This window comes from Clostridium frigidicarnis (assembly GCF_900111985.1).
GTDB lineage: Bacteria > Bacillota > Clostridia > Clostridiales > Clostridiaceae > Clostridium_Z > Clostridium_Z frigidicarnis.
Window position 1 is genome coordinate 44,180 of record NZ_FOKI01000015.1, and the last position, 16,291, is coordinate 60,470.

At 29.8% G+C, this 16,291-nt stretch carries 14 protein-coding genes and 1 pseudogene; 13 read left to right on the plus strand and 2 right to left on the minus strand.

The features are described 5' to 3' along the window. The first annotated feature begins 88 nt into the window (after positions 1–88). The 3 genes from BM119_RS10590 (at position 89) to BM119_RS10605 (ending at position 5,125) form a co-directional block, all read left to right on the plus strand. On the plus strand, positions 89–1,093 hold the full coding sequence (locus tag BM119_RS10590) for a PDDEXK family nuclease (protein ID WP_090041308.1): 1,005 nt from the start codon (positions 89–91) through the stop codon (positions 1,091–1,093). Between the two features lie 937 nt (positions 1,094–2,030). Further along, complete coding sequence (locus BM119_RS10600) at positions 2,031–3,155, plus strand: radical SAM protein (RefSeq protein ID WP_090041311.1); 1,125 nt, start codon at positions 2,031–2,033, stop codon at positions 3,153–3,155. Between the two features lie 770 nt (positions 3,156–3,925). Continuing rightward, positions 3,926–5,125, plus strand: coding sequence for a flavodoxin family protein (locus BM119_RS10605; RefSeq protein ID WP_090041313.1), 1,200 nt, complete (start codon positions 3,926–3,928; stop codon positions 5,123–5,125). A 380-nt stretch (positions 5,126–5,505) separates the two neighbouring features. On the opposite strand, the pseudogene BM119_RS19610 reads toward BM119_RS10605, so the two are convergent. After that, positions 5,506–5,668: pseudogene (locus tag BM119_RS19610) on the minus strand (transposase-like zinc-binding domain-containing protein); the annotation flags it as partial. Between the two features lie 280 nt (positions 5,669–5,948). Here BM119_RS19610 and BM119_RS10610 point away from each other — a divergent pair. The 8 genes from BM119_RS10610 (at position 5,949) to rd (ending at position 13,110) form a co-directional block, all read left to right on the plus strand. Continuing rightward, positions 5,949–6,146: an alpha/beta-type small acid-soluble spore protein gene (locus BM119_RS10610; protein ID WP_090041314.1), complete on the plus strand. Its 198-nt coding sequence runs from the start codon at positions 5,949–5,951 to the stop codon at positions 6,144–6,146. A 408-nt stretch (positions 6,147–6,554) separates the two neighbouring features. Then, positions 6,555–7,310: a DUF438 domain-containing protein gene (locus BM119_RS10615; RefSeq protein WP_090041316.1), complete on the plus strand. Its 756-nt coding sequence runs from the start codon at positions 6,555–6,557 to the stop codon at positions 7,308–7,310. A 188-nt stretch (positions 7,311–7,498) separates the two neighbouring features. Further along, a complete protein-coding gene (hcp, locus tag BM119_RS10620; RefSeq protein ID WP_090041318.1) occupies positions 7,499–9,202 on the plus strand; it encodes a hydroxylamine reductase in 1,704 nt (567 codons plus the stop codon). Positions 9,203–9,504: 302 nt separating this feature from the next. Continuing rightward, the gene (locus BM119_RS10625; protein ID WP_090041319.1) at positions 9,505–10,278 is read left to right on the plus strand and encodes an FAD-binding oxidoreductase; all 774 of its coding nucleotides are present in this window, start codon (positions 9,505–9,507) and stop codon (positions 10,276–10,278) included. Between the two features lie 31 nt (positions 10,279–10,309). Beyond that, complete coding sequence (locus BM119_RS10630) at positions 10,310–11,773, plus strand: NADP-dependent glyceraldehyde-3-phosphate dehydrogenase (RefSeq protein WP_090041321.1); 1,464 nt, start codon at positions 10,310–10,312, stop codon at positions 11,771–11,773. Positions 11,774–11,794: 21 nt separating this feature from the next. Continuing rightward, positions 11,795–12,217 (plus strand): flavodoxin, encoded by a 423-nt coding sequence (locus BM119_RS10635; protein ID WP_090041322.1) that lies wholly within the window; start codon positions 11,795–11,797, stop codon positions 12,215–12,217. 121 nt (positions 12,218–12,338) lie between these two features. Next, positions 12,339–12,572 (plus strand): DUF2249 domain-containing protein, encoded by a 234-nt coding sequence (locus tag BM119_RS10640; RefSeq protein WP_090041324.1) that lies wholly within the window; start codon positions 12,339–12,341, stop codon positions 12,570–12,572. Between the two features lie 376 nt (positions 12,573–12,948). Beyond that, positions 12,949–13,110, plus strand: a complete 162-nt coding sequence (gene rd / locus BM119_RS10645; RefSeq protein WP_090041326.1) for a rubredoxin — start codon at positions 12,949–12,951, stop codon at positions 13,108–13,110. Positions 13,111–13,375: 265 nt separating this feature from the next. Here the strand turns inward: rd and BM119_RS10650 are convergent, their stop codons facing one another. After that, positions 13,376–14,608: an FprA family A-type flavoprotein gene (locus tag BM119_RS10650; protein ID WP_090041327.1), complete on the minus strand. Its 1,233-nt coding sequence runs from the start codon at positions 14,606–14,608 to the stop codon at positions 13,376–13,378. A 383-nt stretch (positions 14,609–14,991) separates the two neighbouring features. Between BM119_RS10650 and BM119_RS10655 the strand changes: the two genes are divergently transcribed. Then, on the plus strand, positions 14,992–15,705 hold the full coding sequence (locus tag BM119_RS10655) for a Crp/Fnr family transcriptional regulator (RefSeq protein WP_090041329.1): 714 nt from the start codon (positions 14,992–14,994) through the stop codon (positions 15,703–15,705). A gap of 223 nt (positions 15,706–15,928) precedes the next feature. Beyond that, on the plus strand, positions 15,929–16,270 hold the full coding sequence (locus BM119_RS10660) for a cupin domain-containing protein (RefSeq protein ID WP_090041331.1): 342 nt from the start codon (positions 15,929–15,931) through the stop codon (positions 16,268–16,270). The last annotated feature ends 21 nt before the right edge of the window (positions 16,271–16,291 follow it).

The following is a 16,291-nucleotide window of genomic DNA, read 5'->3' on the forward strand; positions in this document are numbered from 1 at the left end:
TATTTATGTTATAATATAAATATTAAAGCTAAAAAAGTAGTGAAGAAGTTGAAAATAATAAACGTAATCGTAATAGGTGGTAATAATTATGTTAATTCCAGTAAAAATAAATAAATCTATAGATATTCAAGATATTGAAATAACAAATACTAACTTTAAAAATTTAAACTTGAAAGAAGAGCACATTGAAGAATTCTTACGTTCAAACATAGAAGTTATATTTCAGGATGAAACTCTTCTTGTAGTTGGTAGGCAGGTTGTAAATAAGGAAAATGGAAGAAGTGATTTAACTGCAGTAGACCAGAATGGTAATCTTGTATTAATTGAAATCAAAAGAGATGTTGAGGATATTAAACAAAGACGAGAGGCTTTTGAATTTCAGGCTATAAGATATGCGGCAAGTTATGCTAAGATAAAAACTACTGATGAGCTTGTTGATAAGATATTTGCTTCTTATATTGAAGAATATAAAGATGAATTTGAACTAGGTGATTTAACTGCCTATGAAAAAGCAACAAGAATATTGAATGATTTCCTTGAAAAGAATAATGCAGCTAAGACATTTAATTCTAGGCAAAGAATTATTCTTATAGCATCTTCTTTTGATAGCCAAACACTATCAGCAGTTGCTTGGCTTATAGCTAATAATGTAGATATCAGTTGTTTCGAATTAAGTCCAATGAAAATTGGTAATAATTATTTTATAGATATTAATAGGATGTTACCTCCTCCGGCATTAGAAGATTTTTATGTTGAAGTTGACGATAAAAAAAGATCAGTGTATTCAGAAAAGAGAAACACACCTATCACAAGATCTTATCTTCCAAGGATGGATAAATTATTTGAATGGGGAGTTATAAAAGCTGGTGATACTGTTGTAATTAAGAATTTTGGCAACTCAGAAGCTACAGTTATTGATACTAAAACTGTAGAGTATAATGGTCAAAAACTTACATTTAATCAATGGGGAGAAAAGGTTACAGGATGGTCAGCTCTAAGTGTTTATGAGTGGACCATAGTTAAAGGTAGTGAAAAGACTTTACATGAAATAAGGAAAGAAAAACTGTTGCCTGTTGAAAATGAAACAGAGTAAAGAGAACAAAAAAAACAAGGGTACTATGGAAAATCACACAGGTATCCTTGTTTTTATATATACGTTAATAAGAAACAGGGGGAAACTATGAAATATAATAATTTATATAATTTTAAAAACACAGTAAAAAACTTTTTGAATATTGACAAGCTAGAGTTTACTGATAAAGTCTCAGAGTTTAAACTTTGAGATCGGTGCTGGGTTAAACCATTTAATTTTAGAGTTAAAAAGAAAGGAGATAAATATAGTACAATTAAAATGCCTAACATATTGAATTTTATGCGAATTTATAAATGTTTTGAAAATATGTAAAATTTGAGAGCATCAATCCAAGCCCTATTAGCCACGTGGAGACGGTAGTAAAGCTTAAAAGGAAACTGTAACTAAACAATAAACCTCTGCTTTTTATAAAAAAGGTTTGACTAAATTAGAATAAAGATTTGCTTTTATGGCTCACAGGCTTTGACAGTGGGCTTTTTTCATAACCAAAATGCAAGAGAAAAAGCTTGAAACAATGGCTGAAATCATGTATTATCAAAGAGTCAGAGGGATAAATATAGGAGAAAATGCTTGAAGAAACTATCGAATATATGAGAAATGCTTGAGAAAATAAATTGAAAAAAGCAAGACTTTATTTCAAATCCCAACGAAGGAATCAGGGCTTGAGGGTTGTGAAAAAGCAAGAGATTTTTTTAATTGTACAGAAACACATATAGCTAAAAGTTAGTAATATCAATGATTTGAAGCCCTTGGGTGTATGTACACACATTCGAGGGTTTTCATATGTGGGAACATATAAATAGAGCAAAGTGTTCTGGGGAATATATCCCAAAAGGAAACACGTGGAATACGTTTGTCTTTAGAAGAATATGTGAAAAAGCACAGCAAGAAGATTTGGATTGAATCTTTAGGAAGATTAATTAGAGGAGGATACATTATGAAAATTTCAAAGAAAGATGCGTTGATATGGTTTGAGTTTTTTGCAATATTGCCAGAGGATGAGGAAGTTATGATAAAACAACAAGAAATCATTTACTCTACATTTGCACAAATTGAGGCAGCAATTGATCATAGAAATGATACGTTAATGTCGGAAATTAGGAATTTCAAAACTTTAGAGAACAGAACTTTTTTTGTGGGAAATGAAAGCAAATTCCCCAAAGGATGTCGTTCTTGTTTGTTAGGAACTGGTTTGAGTGCAATTAGGAAAACGAATAAATGTAACTTAGAGTGTAAGTTCTGTTATAATTATGGAGAACTAGATGATATGGTTCCAGTTGGTGAAGGTATGTGGGAAATCGGAGGCGCAAAATTTTATGAGAAGGATATTGATTTACTTCTTTCCATCCACCACAAACCTACTGGCATTTGCTACGTTTATTTAGAGCCATTTATGGAAATTGAAAAATATTATTCGGTTATAAAGAAATTTAGTGATGCTCAAGTTTATCAACATCTATATACAAATGGTACTTTAGCTACGGAAGAGACATTGAAAGCATTAGGTGAAGCTGGTCTTGACGAGATACGTTTCAACCTGGGTGCATCTAATTGTTCGGACAAAGTTATTGAAAATATTAGAATAGCGAAAAAATATATTAAAAATGTAGGTATTGAAACTCCAATGACTCCAGAGTTTTTTGAAGCTTTTTTTAAGAAAAAGCAAGCAATCTTAGAGACAAAACTCGATTTTATAAATTGTGCAGAACTACATTTAAATGAGAATAACATAGATAATTATTATGAGGAAAATATGTATATTTCTAGACATGGCTATATATCTCCGATTTGGAGTAGGGAATTAACTCTGAAATTCATGAAAATAGCTGATGAAGAAAACTGGGATTTAGTAGTTCATGATTGCTCAAACCATACAAAATTTGCAAGAGATTTGAATTTGAGTAGCAAAGAGGGTAAATGGTTTGGAGCCAGTAATTATGCCTGTGAGTTTTCCAGGATACCCTACGAAGTATTTTTACCAATACTGCGTGATGACAGTTTCAAATTTTTAAGTGAAGAAGAATTACCTTACGGCTATAAACCAGGAGAGCTGATTTTTTAGAGAGTCTTTAACTATGTGCTTTTGTAGAAGAGAATGCATGTATACATATTTGAGAGCTTTCGTATGTGTGGACATATAAATGGTGAAAAGTATTCTGGGTAATATATACATAAAGGAAACACATCGAGTGCGTATTAAAGCTTAAAAGGAAACACAGTTAGAGGTATTGGTATAGCTTGGGTTAGGAAATGGTAAAAATAGTATATGTTTCTTGATACAGGGTTAGGAAACATGTGAGAAAATAAAATATAGTTGAGTAGAGCCCTTGAGTGTTTGATGATGCACTTAAGGGCTTTCTTTTTTGCATATAATATATTTATAAAAATCATTGGAAAGATGATTTGTTGTGTTGACGAGAAAAGATAAGTCACACATAAATCAACCTATCATAAAAAAAGTTATTGGATAATAAAACAGAAGTTAATCTTTTCTATTTATGAGGATAACATTAAATTCTTCCTACGACAACTATCTTACCACTCAGGGTTAGGTTTGAATCTTGTTTTGATTGATTAAGGAAGCAATATATTTGAAGAGCCCGGTGCGGTAATTCCGCACGCCGGGATTCTGTGCGGGGTGCGTTGGGCAACTAACGCGACCATAAAAAATTAATGTTACATACTTGTCCTTATATGGTAATTTTTATATAATGTTTTAGAGGATAGACAATAGTAAATTATTGTTCACCAGCAGGTTTTACTAAAATGAATACTTAAATAATAACTTTAATTGTCTTTTTACCATGATAATGTATTGAAGGAGAGATAAGATTGAAAACTATATTTGATTTAAGAGAGAATCAAGATGGTGAAGTTTATGAGGCCATCCAAAATCTTTATGGTGAGCCTTTGAAGGTAGTTAGATTGTATGCTAAATCAATCACTGCATGTATTGGATGTTGGAACTGTTGGCTCAAGACCCCTGGTAGATGTGTAATGAAAGATCAAATGGCTGAATCTTATCCCAACTATGTAAACAGTGATGTTGTAATTTTATTAATCGATACAGCTCAAGGATTTATCAGCCATAAAGCCAAAGCTTTTTTGGATAGGACAATTCCACATTACAATCCATATATAAAAATTGTAAATGGAGAATGTCATCATGTTGCTAGATATAAGAGCTATCCTGATATGGTATTTTACTATGATACTGAAGGTATAACTACTCAAGAAGAACAAGTTATTGAGGATTATTTGTATCGTACGGCCTACCATTTTCAATCTAAAGCCTACCGCATTGTAAAAGATGGCAGTCTTCAATTGTGCCTACTGGAATCAAGAAAGGCTAAAAGACAGGTTGTTGCTTTTAATTCAATTGAACCTATGGAAAAACTAGTGATTTACAATGGTTCTCCTAGAAGGAGTGGCAGTAATTCCACACTTATTCTGAAAAAAGTTATTGAAGCCCTTAGTGATAGGGTTGAGATTCGTGATTTGAAGGAAGTAGATAAATGGGAGGAATGGGCAGAGGCTTTTAAAAGAGAGAATCATGTAATGTTCTTCATGCCATTATATGTTCATGCAATGCCTTCCCATGTCATGGGATTTATTGAGAAACTTCAAACCTCCAGAGGAAGTATAAGCTTTTTTGTACAATCTGGCTTTCCAGAAAGTAGCCAGTCTCACTATCTCGAGGCATATTTTGAGAGGCTAGCTCTCAGATTGGGAAGAACTTATATTGGTACAGCAATTAAGGGTGGGGTGGAAGGTTTACAGATGAGGCCTACTAAGGCTCAAGAAAAGATTATTGAACCAATGGTAAATTCTATTGTTAACTTAGTGTGTGAAGGAAGTTTCAGCCCAAGCAGTATTTCCCAGTTGGCCAGACCAGTTCGATTGAGAAAGGGTATGGAAATTCTCTTTAAGGTATTTACCAAGATTGGGCTAATAAACTTTTTCTGGGATCAACAGCTTAAAGAAAATGATGCATATGAAAAACGGTTTGATTGCCCTTATCTACTAAAATAATTTACGTTACAATATTTATATGATAATGGTAAGGAATCAAATATTTACTGAAACTCGATATTATATAAAATGAAGGAGAAATTTATGAAGAAACATTGAAACGTGAGGTTAGAGAGGAAACAGGTCATATAATCAACAACTAGATGATTATAAATTGAATTTAGCTACAGATCAATTTGAGTATATGAATACAAGATCTATAGATAGAGATGATTATTTTAAATATGCTCGGGAATAAGTGCTATCAATTATACAAATGATAGTAGTAACGTTATTATGTTTCTAGATAATAATAATAAGAAATGGAATTAAGTTAATTATATATGTTCTAATAAAGTTTCTACAGTTTAATATGTTTCTGTAGGAACTTTATTTTATTATAAAAATATTTGTTTGCCATTATACTTACCATTTCTTGATATAGTTTCAGAATTACAGATAGGACATACTTTTCCCTTAGAAAATCTAAATTCTTTAACCTCTTTTTCCAACCTGGCTTACTTGCGAATCTAAGACAAGAATTTCTTCTAAAATTGCACAAACTGAAAATATAAACATTTAGGTGGAATATAAATACAAATACAAACATTAATGTAAATAATTACAATTACAATGGTGTTTAGATTTGGGAGGTAATTATGAGTAAACAAGTTGTGAAATAAACTTACTATAGAAAATATGATTTGAAAATTCTTAAAATTATCCAATATAGGTTTTAAGTACTGTTTGTGTTAACATTTTTATAGATTATTATTTACTAGGTTGGTTAAGATATTAATGCCGGCAAATAATAATTTATAAAACTTTAAGGAGGTAGACTAATATGTCTTCATATAATAATAAAACTTTAGTACCAGAAGCAAAACAAGGTTTAAACAGATTAAAAAACGAGGTTGCATCAGAAGTTGGAATACAAAACTATGAAAATGCAGATAAAGGAAACCTTACTTCAAAGCAAAATGGAAGTGTTGGTGGAGAAATGGTTAAAAGAATGGTAGAAAGTTACGAAAAAGGACTTTAGAATATAAATAATTATTAACGCACCAAGAACTAACTTGGTGCGTTAATATATGTAATTCAACAATAAATTCCTTATAAATTATAAATGTTTTTTATTTTAAAATATCCTGTAAAGTTTAAGTCTTAAGTTTGTACTTAAGATATATAGGCAATACAGGATATTTTTTTATATTTTTTATTCTTTTTGAGAGAGGCAGGTGTAATATGGCAGACGAAAAATGGTTAGATGGTTTAAAGGATAATAACAAATGGTTATTGAGAGCTATGACAGGGCCGTTATAGGTGCTGTTATGGCTCTTTTATTTTTTGAATTTGATTTAAATCACATTTTTATAAATCAAAGTTAAGTAGAATTGAGACATAGAGATGTGTGATCTAAAAATTAGTTTTATATAAGGAGGAATTAGAAATGGATAATAAAAAGATAGAAAAATTAACTGAAGTTTTACAAAAATTAAATCAGTCGGGTATAACAGAACCTTTAAGAAAAGAGGCTTTAGATATTGTTTCCAATATAAGTCCTATTGAACTATCAATTGCGGAACAAAATTTAATAGAAAAAGGAATGAATCCTCAAGATTTAAGGCATCTTTGTGATATTCATATGGAAGTTCTAAAAGGCGAACTTGATAAAATTAAAACAAAAATTGAACCAGGTCATGTTGTGCATACACTTATTGTTGAACATGATAAGATTCTTGAGTTTTTAACAGAACTCGAAGAAATTAATTCTAAAATTCAAAAATTAGAAAGCTATAACAGTAGTTTAGAAGAATTTGAAGCATTAAAGACTGTTGCAAATAATATATTAGATGCAGAAAATCACCACCAAAGAGAAGAAAAAGTATTGTTTACTGAGATGGAAGACAGAAATATCACTGGTCCAACTAGGATTATGAGAATGGAACATGATGATTTAAGAGCTAAGAAAAAGCTTTTAATACAGACAGCTGAGGAAGCTTCTCAATTAGAATTTAATGAGTTTAAAGAAAAGGTTGATGATACAGCAAAATATATAATATTTAACTTAAGAGATCACATATTTAAAGAAAATTATATTTTATACCCTACAGCAATAGAATCTATAAAAGAAAAGGAAATATGGAAGGACATGAAGAGAAGATGTGATGAAATAGGGTATTGTGGATTTACACCTAAAGTATAATTTCTTAAATAATAAGTTAAAAATAGGCGAATTATAATGAAGAGTTATATGAATCAATAGAAACAAATTATTAATTTTGAATTAGTAACTTATGTTACGGAAATTATGAGAAGAATGTAGTAAACTTTAAATTGTCGAAGTTAAGAAATAATTAATTTTTATATAAAAAGAAAATAGGAGGACATAATATGTCAATGTTTTGTTATCAATGTCAAGAAACTGCTGGATGTAAAGGCTGTACTAAAATAGGTGTTTGCGGTAAAGACGAGCATGTAGCAAAGGCTCAAGATTTATTAATATATGTAACTAAAGGACTAGCTATAGTAAGCAACGAAGGAAGAAAAGTTGGAGTTATAGATAGTATTGTAGATAAATACATAACAGAAAATTTATTTACAACAATTACAAATGCAAATTTTGATAGAGATTCTATTTTAGATAGAGTAAGAGAAACTTTAAAATTAAGAGAAATGTTAAAAGTAAAAGTTGTTAAAGCTGGTGGAAAAGTGGGAGAAGTAAAAGTGAATGGTGGCTTTTTCAAAAAAATATTTGGAATGCAAACTACAGAAATGATAATGCCAGATGCAGCCACTTGGACAGCTGATAATACAATAGAATTTGATGAAAAGGCTGAAAAAGTAGGGGTGCTTTCAACTGAAAATGAAGATATAAGAAGCTTAAGAGAACTTATAACTTATGGATTAAAGGGACTATCTGCTTATATGAAGCATGCCATGAACTTAAAGTACAATAATGAAGAGGTTCATGGTTTTATGGCAAAAGCATTAGCAGCCACAATAGATAATAGTTTAACTGTTGATGACTTAGTTACACTTGCACTACAAGCAGGTAAATTTGGTGTAGATGGTATGGCTTTACTTGATAAAGCTAATACTGAAAGCTATGGACATCCTGAAATAACAACTGTAGATATTGGGGTTAGAACTAATCCAGGAATATTAATTTCAGGACATGATTTAAGAGATTTAGAAATGTTACTTAAGCAAACAGAAGGTACTGGAGTAGATGTTTACACTCACGGAGAAATGCTTGCTGGACAATATTATCCAAAATTCAAGAAATATGAACATTTTGCAGGAAACTATGGTAATGCATGGTGGAAGCAAAAAGAAGAATTTGAAAAATTTAATGGACCAATTATTATGACTACTAACTGTATAGTTATTCCAAAAGATTCTTATAAGAAAAGATTGTTTACAACTGGTGCTACTGGAATGCCGGGATGTGTTCATATAGAAGCTGATTCTAAAGGAACAAAAGATTTCTCTAAGGTTATAAAAATGGCTAAAAAATGTAGTGCACCTACTGAAATAGAAAAAGGACAAATAGTTGGTGGATTTGCTCATAACCAAGTTTTAGCACTTGCAGATAAAGTTGTAGATGCTGTTAAAACTGGCGCTATAAAGAGATTCTTTGTAATGGCTGGTTGTGACGGAAGAGCTAAATCAAGAGATTACTATACTGATTTTGCAGAAAAATTACCAAAGGATACAGTTATATTAACTGCAGGTTGTGCTAAATACAAATATAATAAATTAAATTTAGGTGATATTGGTGGAATTCCAAGAGTATTAGATGCAGGACAATGTAATGATTCATATTCATTAGTTGTAATAGCACTAAAACTTCAAGAAGTATTTGGGTTAGATGATATAAATAAATTACCTATATCATACAACATAGCATGGTATGAACAAAAAGCTGTAATAGTACTATTATCATTATTACATTTAGGGGTTAAAAATATTCATTTAGGACCAACTCTTCCAGCATTCCTTTCACCAAATGTTGCTAAAGTATTAATAGATAACTTTGGAATTGGTGGAATCACTAATGTAGAAGATGATATGAAGATGTTTTTGGAAGCTTAAGAAATAGTATAATTTTAAAAATAATTGATACACAAAGTACAAAATTACACCATATTAATATAATATTATTTACCATATAGAATCCTAGCTACTTAATTGTAGCTAGGATTTGTTTTTTTGCTTTAAGTTAATTACCTTTTATTAAACTCCTATATTATATATGTTAGCTATTTTTTGAAAATTTGATTTGAATCATATTGTATTTATTTTTATGAAGATATAATAAACTCATAAATTAAATCAAACAAATTCAAGAAAAATAAACTTGAAAATGAAAAACTAAAGAAGAAGAGGGGAGTTCAATGATAGATAATAAGGTGAATTCAGATAATAAATGGAAGGGATTTAAAGACTTTATAGTATTTAATAAAGTTAAAGAAGATGAGGCAGTTACATCATTATATTTAAAGGCATCAGATGGAAGCAAACTTCCAGAGTTCATAGCAGGGCAATTTATAGCTATCAGACTTAGAAATGAAGATAATACTCTCACTAAGCCTAGACAATATACATTGTCTATGAAGTCCAATGGAGAATTTTATAGAGTAAGTGTAAAGAGAGAAGAGAAGGGCTTCTTAAGTAAAAAGTTATGTGATGAAATAAAGATAGGAGATACTCTTGAAATAACTGTACCAATTGGAAAGTTCATATTAAAGGATAATGGAAAGCCATTAGTTTTAATAGGAGGAGGAATTGGAGTAACACCAATGCTTACAATGGCTTATGATGCAATAAGTAGTGGTAGAAAAATACATTTAATTTATAGTATACCTAATTCAAAGAATCATAGTTTTAAAGAAGAAATAGAGAGATTATGTGAAAATAACAATTTCAAGAGTAATGTATTCTATACACGTCCTAATGAAACTGATGCATTAAGAAAAGATTTTTATATAAAGGGTAGAATGTCAAAGGAATGGATGATAGATAATTTACCAAAGGATGGAGACTTCTATTTTTGTGGACCGGTACCATTCATGAAGGATGTTTATCATAATTTAATATCAATGGGAATTGAAAAGGAATATGTAAATTTTGAAATGTTTGAATCAGGAGAAGATATAACAAAAGAGTAAAAAATGTAAATAACTAAGGAGGAAATATATTATGTTTGATTATATAAAGGATGAAAATAAGACTTTCAAAAATTTAATAAATGGAGAATGGGTTAGTAGTATGAGTGGAAACTTTATAGATATAAATTCACCTCTAGATAATTCATTATTAGGTAGAGTTCCAGCTATGACAAAAGAAGAAGTTGATAGTGCAGTACAAACTGCCAAAGAAGCTCAAAAAAAGTGGAAGGATATAACAATAAGTGAGAGATCAGAAGTATTATATAAGGCAGCAGATATTTTACTAAGAAATATAGATGAATTATCAGAGCTTATGATGATGGAAATTGCTAAGGATAGAAAAAGTTGTAGATCAGAGGTTTCTAGAACAGCAGATTTCATAAAGTTTACAGCAGATACAGCTAAGAATTTATCTGGTGAAAGTATTCCAGGAGATAGCTTTCCAGGCTTTAAGAATAATAAAGTATCAATTGTAAAAAGGGAACCATTAGGAGTTGTACTTGCCATATCTCCTTTTAATTATCCAATAAATTTATCAGCTTCTAAAATAGCACCAGGATTAATGGCAGGAAATTCAGTTGTATTAAAACCTGCAACTCAAGGAAGTTTATGTGGATTATATCTAGCAAGAATATTTGAGGAAGCAGGAGTTCCAGCTGGAGTATTAAACACAGTTACAGGCAGGGGAAGCGAAATTGGAGATTATATTACTACTCATAAAGAAATAAATTTCATCAATTTTACAGGTAGTACAGAAATAGGAGCTAGGATTTCTAGGATGACCAATATGGTACCCCTTTTAATGGAGTTAGGTGGTAAAGATGCAGCTATAGTTTTAGAAGATGCTGATTTAGAATTAGCAGCAAGTAACATTGTTGCAGGTGGATATTCATATTCAGGTCAAAGATGCACAGCAGTAAAGAGGATTTTAGTAGTAGATACAATAGCAGATAAATTAGTAGAGAAAATAAAAGAAAATATGAAAAAGCTTACTTTAGGAAATCCTTTGGAAAAAGACGTAGATATTGTACCACTTATTAGTTCTAAAGCTGCAGATTTTGTTTATGAATTAATAGAAGAAGCAAAAGAAAAAGGAGCGGATTTAGTTGTAGGTGGGAAAAGAGATGGTAATTTAATTTACCCAACACTTTTTGATAATGTTACAACAGATATGAGACTTGCATGGGAAGAACCATTTGGTCCAGTAATTCCAATTATAAGAGTAAAGGATAAAGATGAGGCTATAGAAATAGCTAATAGATCAGAATATGGACTTCAAAGTGCGGTATTTACAGAAAATATTAATGATGCTTTTTATGTGGCTGACAAGTTAGACGTAGGAACAGTTCAAATAAATAATAAGACAGAGAGAGGTCCAGATCATTTTCCATTTCTTGGGGTAAAAGCTTCTGGTATGGGAACTCAGGGAATAAGATACTCAATTGAGTCTATGTCTAGACTTAAGGCGACTGTAATAAATTTCAAAAATAAATAATAAATTTTAGGAGGAATTGATATGAAAATCATTTATTGGAGCCAATCAGGAAATACAGAAAAAATGGCAAGATTGATACTAGAAGGAATAGAATCAGAAGGTAAAAAAGCTGAATTATTAGAAGTGTCATCAGTGTCACTTGATGATGTGAAAAATGAAGGAATACTTATCTTGGGATGTCCAGCTTCTGGAGCTGAAGAATTAGAAGAAAGCGAAGTGGAACCTTTTGTTAAATCATTAGAAAGAAACATACAAGGAAAAAAAGTTGCACTTTTTGGTTCATGGGGATGGGGCAACGGTGAATGGATGACAGAATGGGAAAATAGAATGAAATCATATGGAGCTACATTAATAAGTGAAGGTTTAACAGTTCAAGAATGTCCTGAAGGTGAAGATGAAGATAAATGTATAAATTTTGGGATATTAATAGCAAAATCAGAATAAAGATCTAAAATTATGTGATTTGAATCATATTTTATTAAAAGCAATAAAGTTATAATAAACCCAGAAGTTAAATAAAAAATAAATTTTAAGAAAAGATAATAAAAATTAGGAGGAATCAAATATGTTAAATTTTGCTGCAACTGTGGATGCTAGAAAATATGAGCCAAGAGATAAGCATCCTGTTATTTTTAAAACTTTTGAAGGCTTAGCATCTGGTGAAAAAATGGAACTTGTAAATGATCATGATCCTCGTCCACTATATTATCAGTTTATAATGGAACTACCAGAAACATTTGAATGGGAATACCTAGAAGAAGGACCTGAGGTATGGAGAGTTGCAATTACAAAGAAATAAATTTTTAAAAAGGATGTCTCTGATAGTAATCTGAGACATCCTTTTTAGATGTGCCCAGCATGGGCAACAACTTGGCAATGGGGAACCTAATCTTAGTCTTAAAAATCTTGTTGAAGCAACTAAAAAAGTAATAGATACATTGTTCTAGAAAAAAGTTTATAATTACATGGATCTATTAAAACACATATGGAGCGTTACATGCTTATAAAAAGAAAATGATTAAGTTGATTGGTAGAATAAATAAATCATCTAATAAACTCATAAAATACGAATAGAGATAATTACTACACAGAACTTGCATAGGATGTATTAAAGTTAACGAAAGTGGAAATGATATTATGAACACAAAATTTCAAAAATATTGAGGAGGTTTATTATGGACAGTTATGTTTGTATAGTATGTGGTTATATTTATGATCCAGAGGTAGGTGATATTGATAATGGCGTTGCTCCTGGAACAAAATTTCAGGATATTGCTGATGATTGGGTATGCCCTTTATGTGGAGTACCAAAATCAGATTTTGAAAAAGTAGAATAATAAAATTATAGTACATAAATTAGTTTTAAACGAAAATAATCATTAAAATATTAGAAAAATGATAAATTTATAAAATCACTGATAATTCAGTGATTTTATAAATTTATGGACAAAGGATGTTATAGTAAGTAGATTTAAAAATTGTGCTATGGCATATTAATTGTCACCTCAAAAGCACCTTATGAGAGTAAGATAGTCCTATACTTAATCTCATTGGTGCTTGAGGTGATATTGATATATTCTTAATTAATGTCTCACGGTATTTTTAAATTGCACTAAGTAATAAATCGGCAATATATATGACTAATCGTTCAATGCTTTTTAGGTTATCTTCGTTAGGTAAAAACCTAATTCTTAGTGGTAATTCTATATCAATCATACCAGTAGATTTAATTACATCAGAAGTATTCAATACTTTTAGATTAGTTTCATTTAAATAGTCTTGAACTACTTCTATAGCCTCTCCACTCCAACCATAAGATCCAAAGGCTGCGCCTAGCTTGGATTCTAAATTTAAAGATTTAAGGTTCTTCAGTACATCTTCCATATTTCCAATCATGTCTGCATACCTAGTGGAACTGCCAAAGAAAATTGCATCAGCTTCATTAATAGACTTCATTACTTCTTCCATTGGGATCTTATTTACATCTATGACTTTTGAAGTTATATTTTGCTCTTGAAACTTTTCATTAAGAATAGTGGCAATCTTTTTTGTGCTACCTGTCATAGTAGAGTATAGAATAAGTGTTTTTTTATCTAAATCTGTATTCTTACTCATATTATCATAAATATCTATAAAGCTTTTAACATCCTCCCTAATAATAAATCCATGAGATGGTGCTATCATTCTTATGTCTAAATCTCTTATCTTTTCAATCATATTCTGAACATATCTTCTATGAGGGTGCATTATCAATTTATAATAGCCAACATAGTCATTCTTTATATCTTCTTTTGCCATATCATTAAAGTACTCATAGTTGGCTAAATGTGTACTAAAAATATCGCAAGGAAATAAAATTTTATCCTCTTCACAATAAGTTATCATAGTTTCTTCAGTATGAAGATATGGTGTTTCTATGAATTTAAGGATTTTGCCACCTATATCCAGAGTATCACCATCACCTACAACTAGAAAGTCTCTATTATGAAGTTTATACATTTCCTTAAGTTCATTTACAGCTAGCTTTGTGCATACAATTACAGCATTTTTGGCTCTGGCAGCCAAGCTTCCAAGGGCGCCAGAATGATCAGGTTCAGTGTGATTAATTACAATATATTTAATTTTATCAAGTCCGATTATATTTCTTAAATTTTCTATAAATTCTTTTCCAAAGCTTATATCAACAGTATCAATCACTGTAGGTTTTTCAGTCATTAATAAATAACTATTATAAGTAGTTCCTTTAGTTAAAGTCAATCTATGAAAAGGTACATTTCTATCATCAACTTTACCAATCCAAAATATATTTTCACTTAGCATAATATTTTTTTTCATAATGTATTCCTCCAATATTTTAATTTATCTCTGTATGTTTTTGTTTTTATATGGCTCTAGTTTATATTTATTTAATTTATAAAAATATGATTGAAATCAAATTCTATAAAGAACTTGATGTGTGCCATTTGTAAAGGTCATAAAAAAACACTATGACAAATTATTAATTTTAAATTAGTAACGTATGTTACAGATATTGCGAAAGAAATATATTAAACTTTAAATTGTTAAGGTCAAAATAATAAAAGAAAAAATAGTTGGTGGATTTAACGATTCATATTTGTTTTAGTATTTTTGGTTATAATATTAGGTGAAAAAATTTTATTAACTGAAATTTTAAATCGTTAATATAAGAAAAATAAAAAAAGAGTGGTGATTATGTTATGAATAATAATTGTGGAAATTGCTGTAATAACTGTAGAGGACAACTTTGTGCCAGTAAGGTTCCAATATTTGAAAATTTAAATAATGAAGAATTACTAGAGGTTGTAAAAACTATTAATCATAAGGAATATAGTAAAGGCGATGTTATTTTTACAGAAGGAAATGTAGCAAATACACTTTATTTTGTAAATGAAGGAAATATAAAATTATATAAGTATACTAAAGATGGTAAGGAACAAATATTACATGTTCTCACAGAAGGAGAATTTTTTGGAGAATTAGATCTAATAAAACCTTCCAAATACGGATTTAACTCAAAAGCAATAGTAAATTCTAAGATATGTACTCTTACTAAAGATGAAATGAAAGATATAATTATGAGAAAGCCAGAGATTGGAATAAAAGTATTAGAAACTATGGGCGAAAGAGTAGCAAAAGTAGAAAATCTTGTGCAGAATCTTGCAACTAATGATGTTGATTCAAGATTGGCTTATTTATTAATAGATTTAATGGAAAAATATGGGGAACTTATAGAAAAAAATATATCTATAAAATTACCTCTATCAAGAGAAGATATGGCGAGTTTTATTGGAGTAACAAGGGAAACTATAAGTAGGAAATTGAAAAAGTTTGAATATGAGAAATTAATAAAAATAATAGGAACAAAGAATCTTATAATTTTAGATGAAGAAGGCTTAAAAGATTATATTTAAAACAAAAAGCTTATTATTACATTGTTGGGTAATGATGAGCTTTATTTTTGGAATGCTTTTTATAGTTAAGTCGTAACAATCTAACATAATATATGTAAAAATAAATTATACTGGGTATTTTGATTTAAATCACATTTTATTAAAATCAATAAAGTTATAATAAGATTATAAGTTAAATAAAAATAAATTTTAAGAATGAATAAAAATTTAGGAGGAAAAGATTATGAATGGAAAGTTTTTTAAAAATATAGAATTTGCAAAGGTATTAGCACTTAAAGAAGATGTGAAGTATGCTGAGGGACAAGTAGTTAGTAAGACAATAGTTCAAACACAGAATGTAGGTGTAACTTTATTTTCATTTGATAAGGGAGAGGAAATAAGTTCACATTCAGCACCAGGAGATGCATTAGTTTATGTATCAGAAGGTGAAGTTACTATAACAATTGGAGATAACGAGCCTGTAATTGTTACAGAAGGAAATTTTATAGCTATGCCTGCTAATATTCCTCATGGGTTAGAAGCAACTGAAAGATTTAAAATGATGCTAATAGTAGTAAAGGGTTAGTTATAAAAATAGAAACATAAT

Bases quoted from the DNA above. Each gene is read 5' to 3' on its own strand.
- BM119_RS10630 (WP_090041321.1), top strand. From the start codon at position 10,310: ATGTTTGATTATATAAAGGATGAAAATAAGACTTTCAAAAATTTAATA.
- BM119_RS10660 (WP_090041331.1), top strand. From the start codon at position 15,929: ATGAATGGAAAGTTTTTTAAAAATATAGAATTTGCAAAGGTATTAGCA.
- rd (WP_090041326.1), top strand. From the start codon at position 12,949: ATGGACAGTTATGTTTGTATAGTATGTGGTTATATTTATGATCCAGAG.
- BM119_RS10615 (WP_090041316.1), top strand. From the start codon at position 6,555: ATGGATAATAAAAAGATAGAAAAATTAACTGAAGTTTTACAAAAATTA.
- BM119_RS10610 (WP_090041314.1), top strand. From the start codon at position 5,949: ATGTCTTCATATAATAATAAAACTTTAGTACCAGAAGCAAAACAAGGT.
- BM119_RS10650 (WP_090041327.1), bottom strand. From the start codon at position 14,608: ATGAAAAAAAATATTATGCTAAGTGAAAATATATTTTGGATTGGTAAA.
- BM119_RS10635 (WP_090041322.1), top strand. From the start codon at position 11,795: ATGAAAATCATTTATTGGAGCCAATCAGGAAATACAGAAAAAATGGCA.
- hcp (WP_090041318.1), top strand. From the start codon at position 7,499: ATGTCAATGTTTTGTTATCAATGTCAAGAAACTGCTGGATGTAAAGGC.
- BM119_RS10600 (WP_090041311.1), top strand. From the start codon at position 2,031: ATGAAAATTTCAAAGAAAGATGCGTTGATATGGTTTGAGTTTTTTGCA.
- BM119_RS10640 (WP_090041324.1), top strand. From the start codon at position 12,339: ATGTTAAATTTTGCTGCAACTGTGGATGCTAGAAAATATGAGCCAAGA.
- BM119_RS10590 (WP_090041308.1), top strand. From the start codon at position 89: ATGTTAATTCCAGTAAAAATAAATAAATCTATAGATATTCAAGATATT.
- BM119_RS10655 (WP_090041329.1), top strand. From the start codon at position 14,992: ATGAATAATAATTGTGGAAATTGCTGTAATAACTGTAGAGGACAACTT.
- BM119_RS10625 (WP_090041319.1), top strand. From the start codon at position 9,505: ATGATAGATAATAAGGTGAATTCAGATAATAAATGGAAGGGATTTAAA.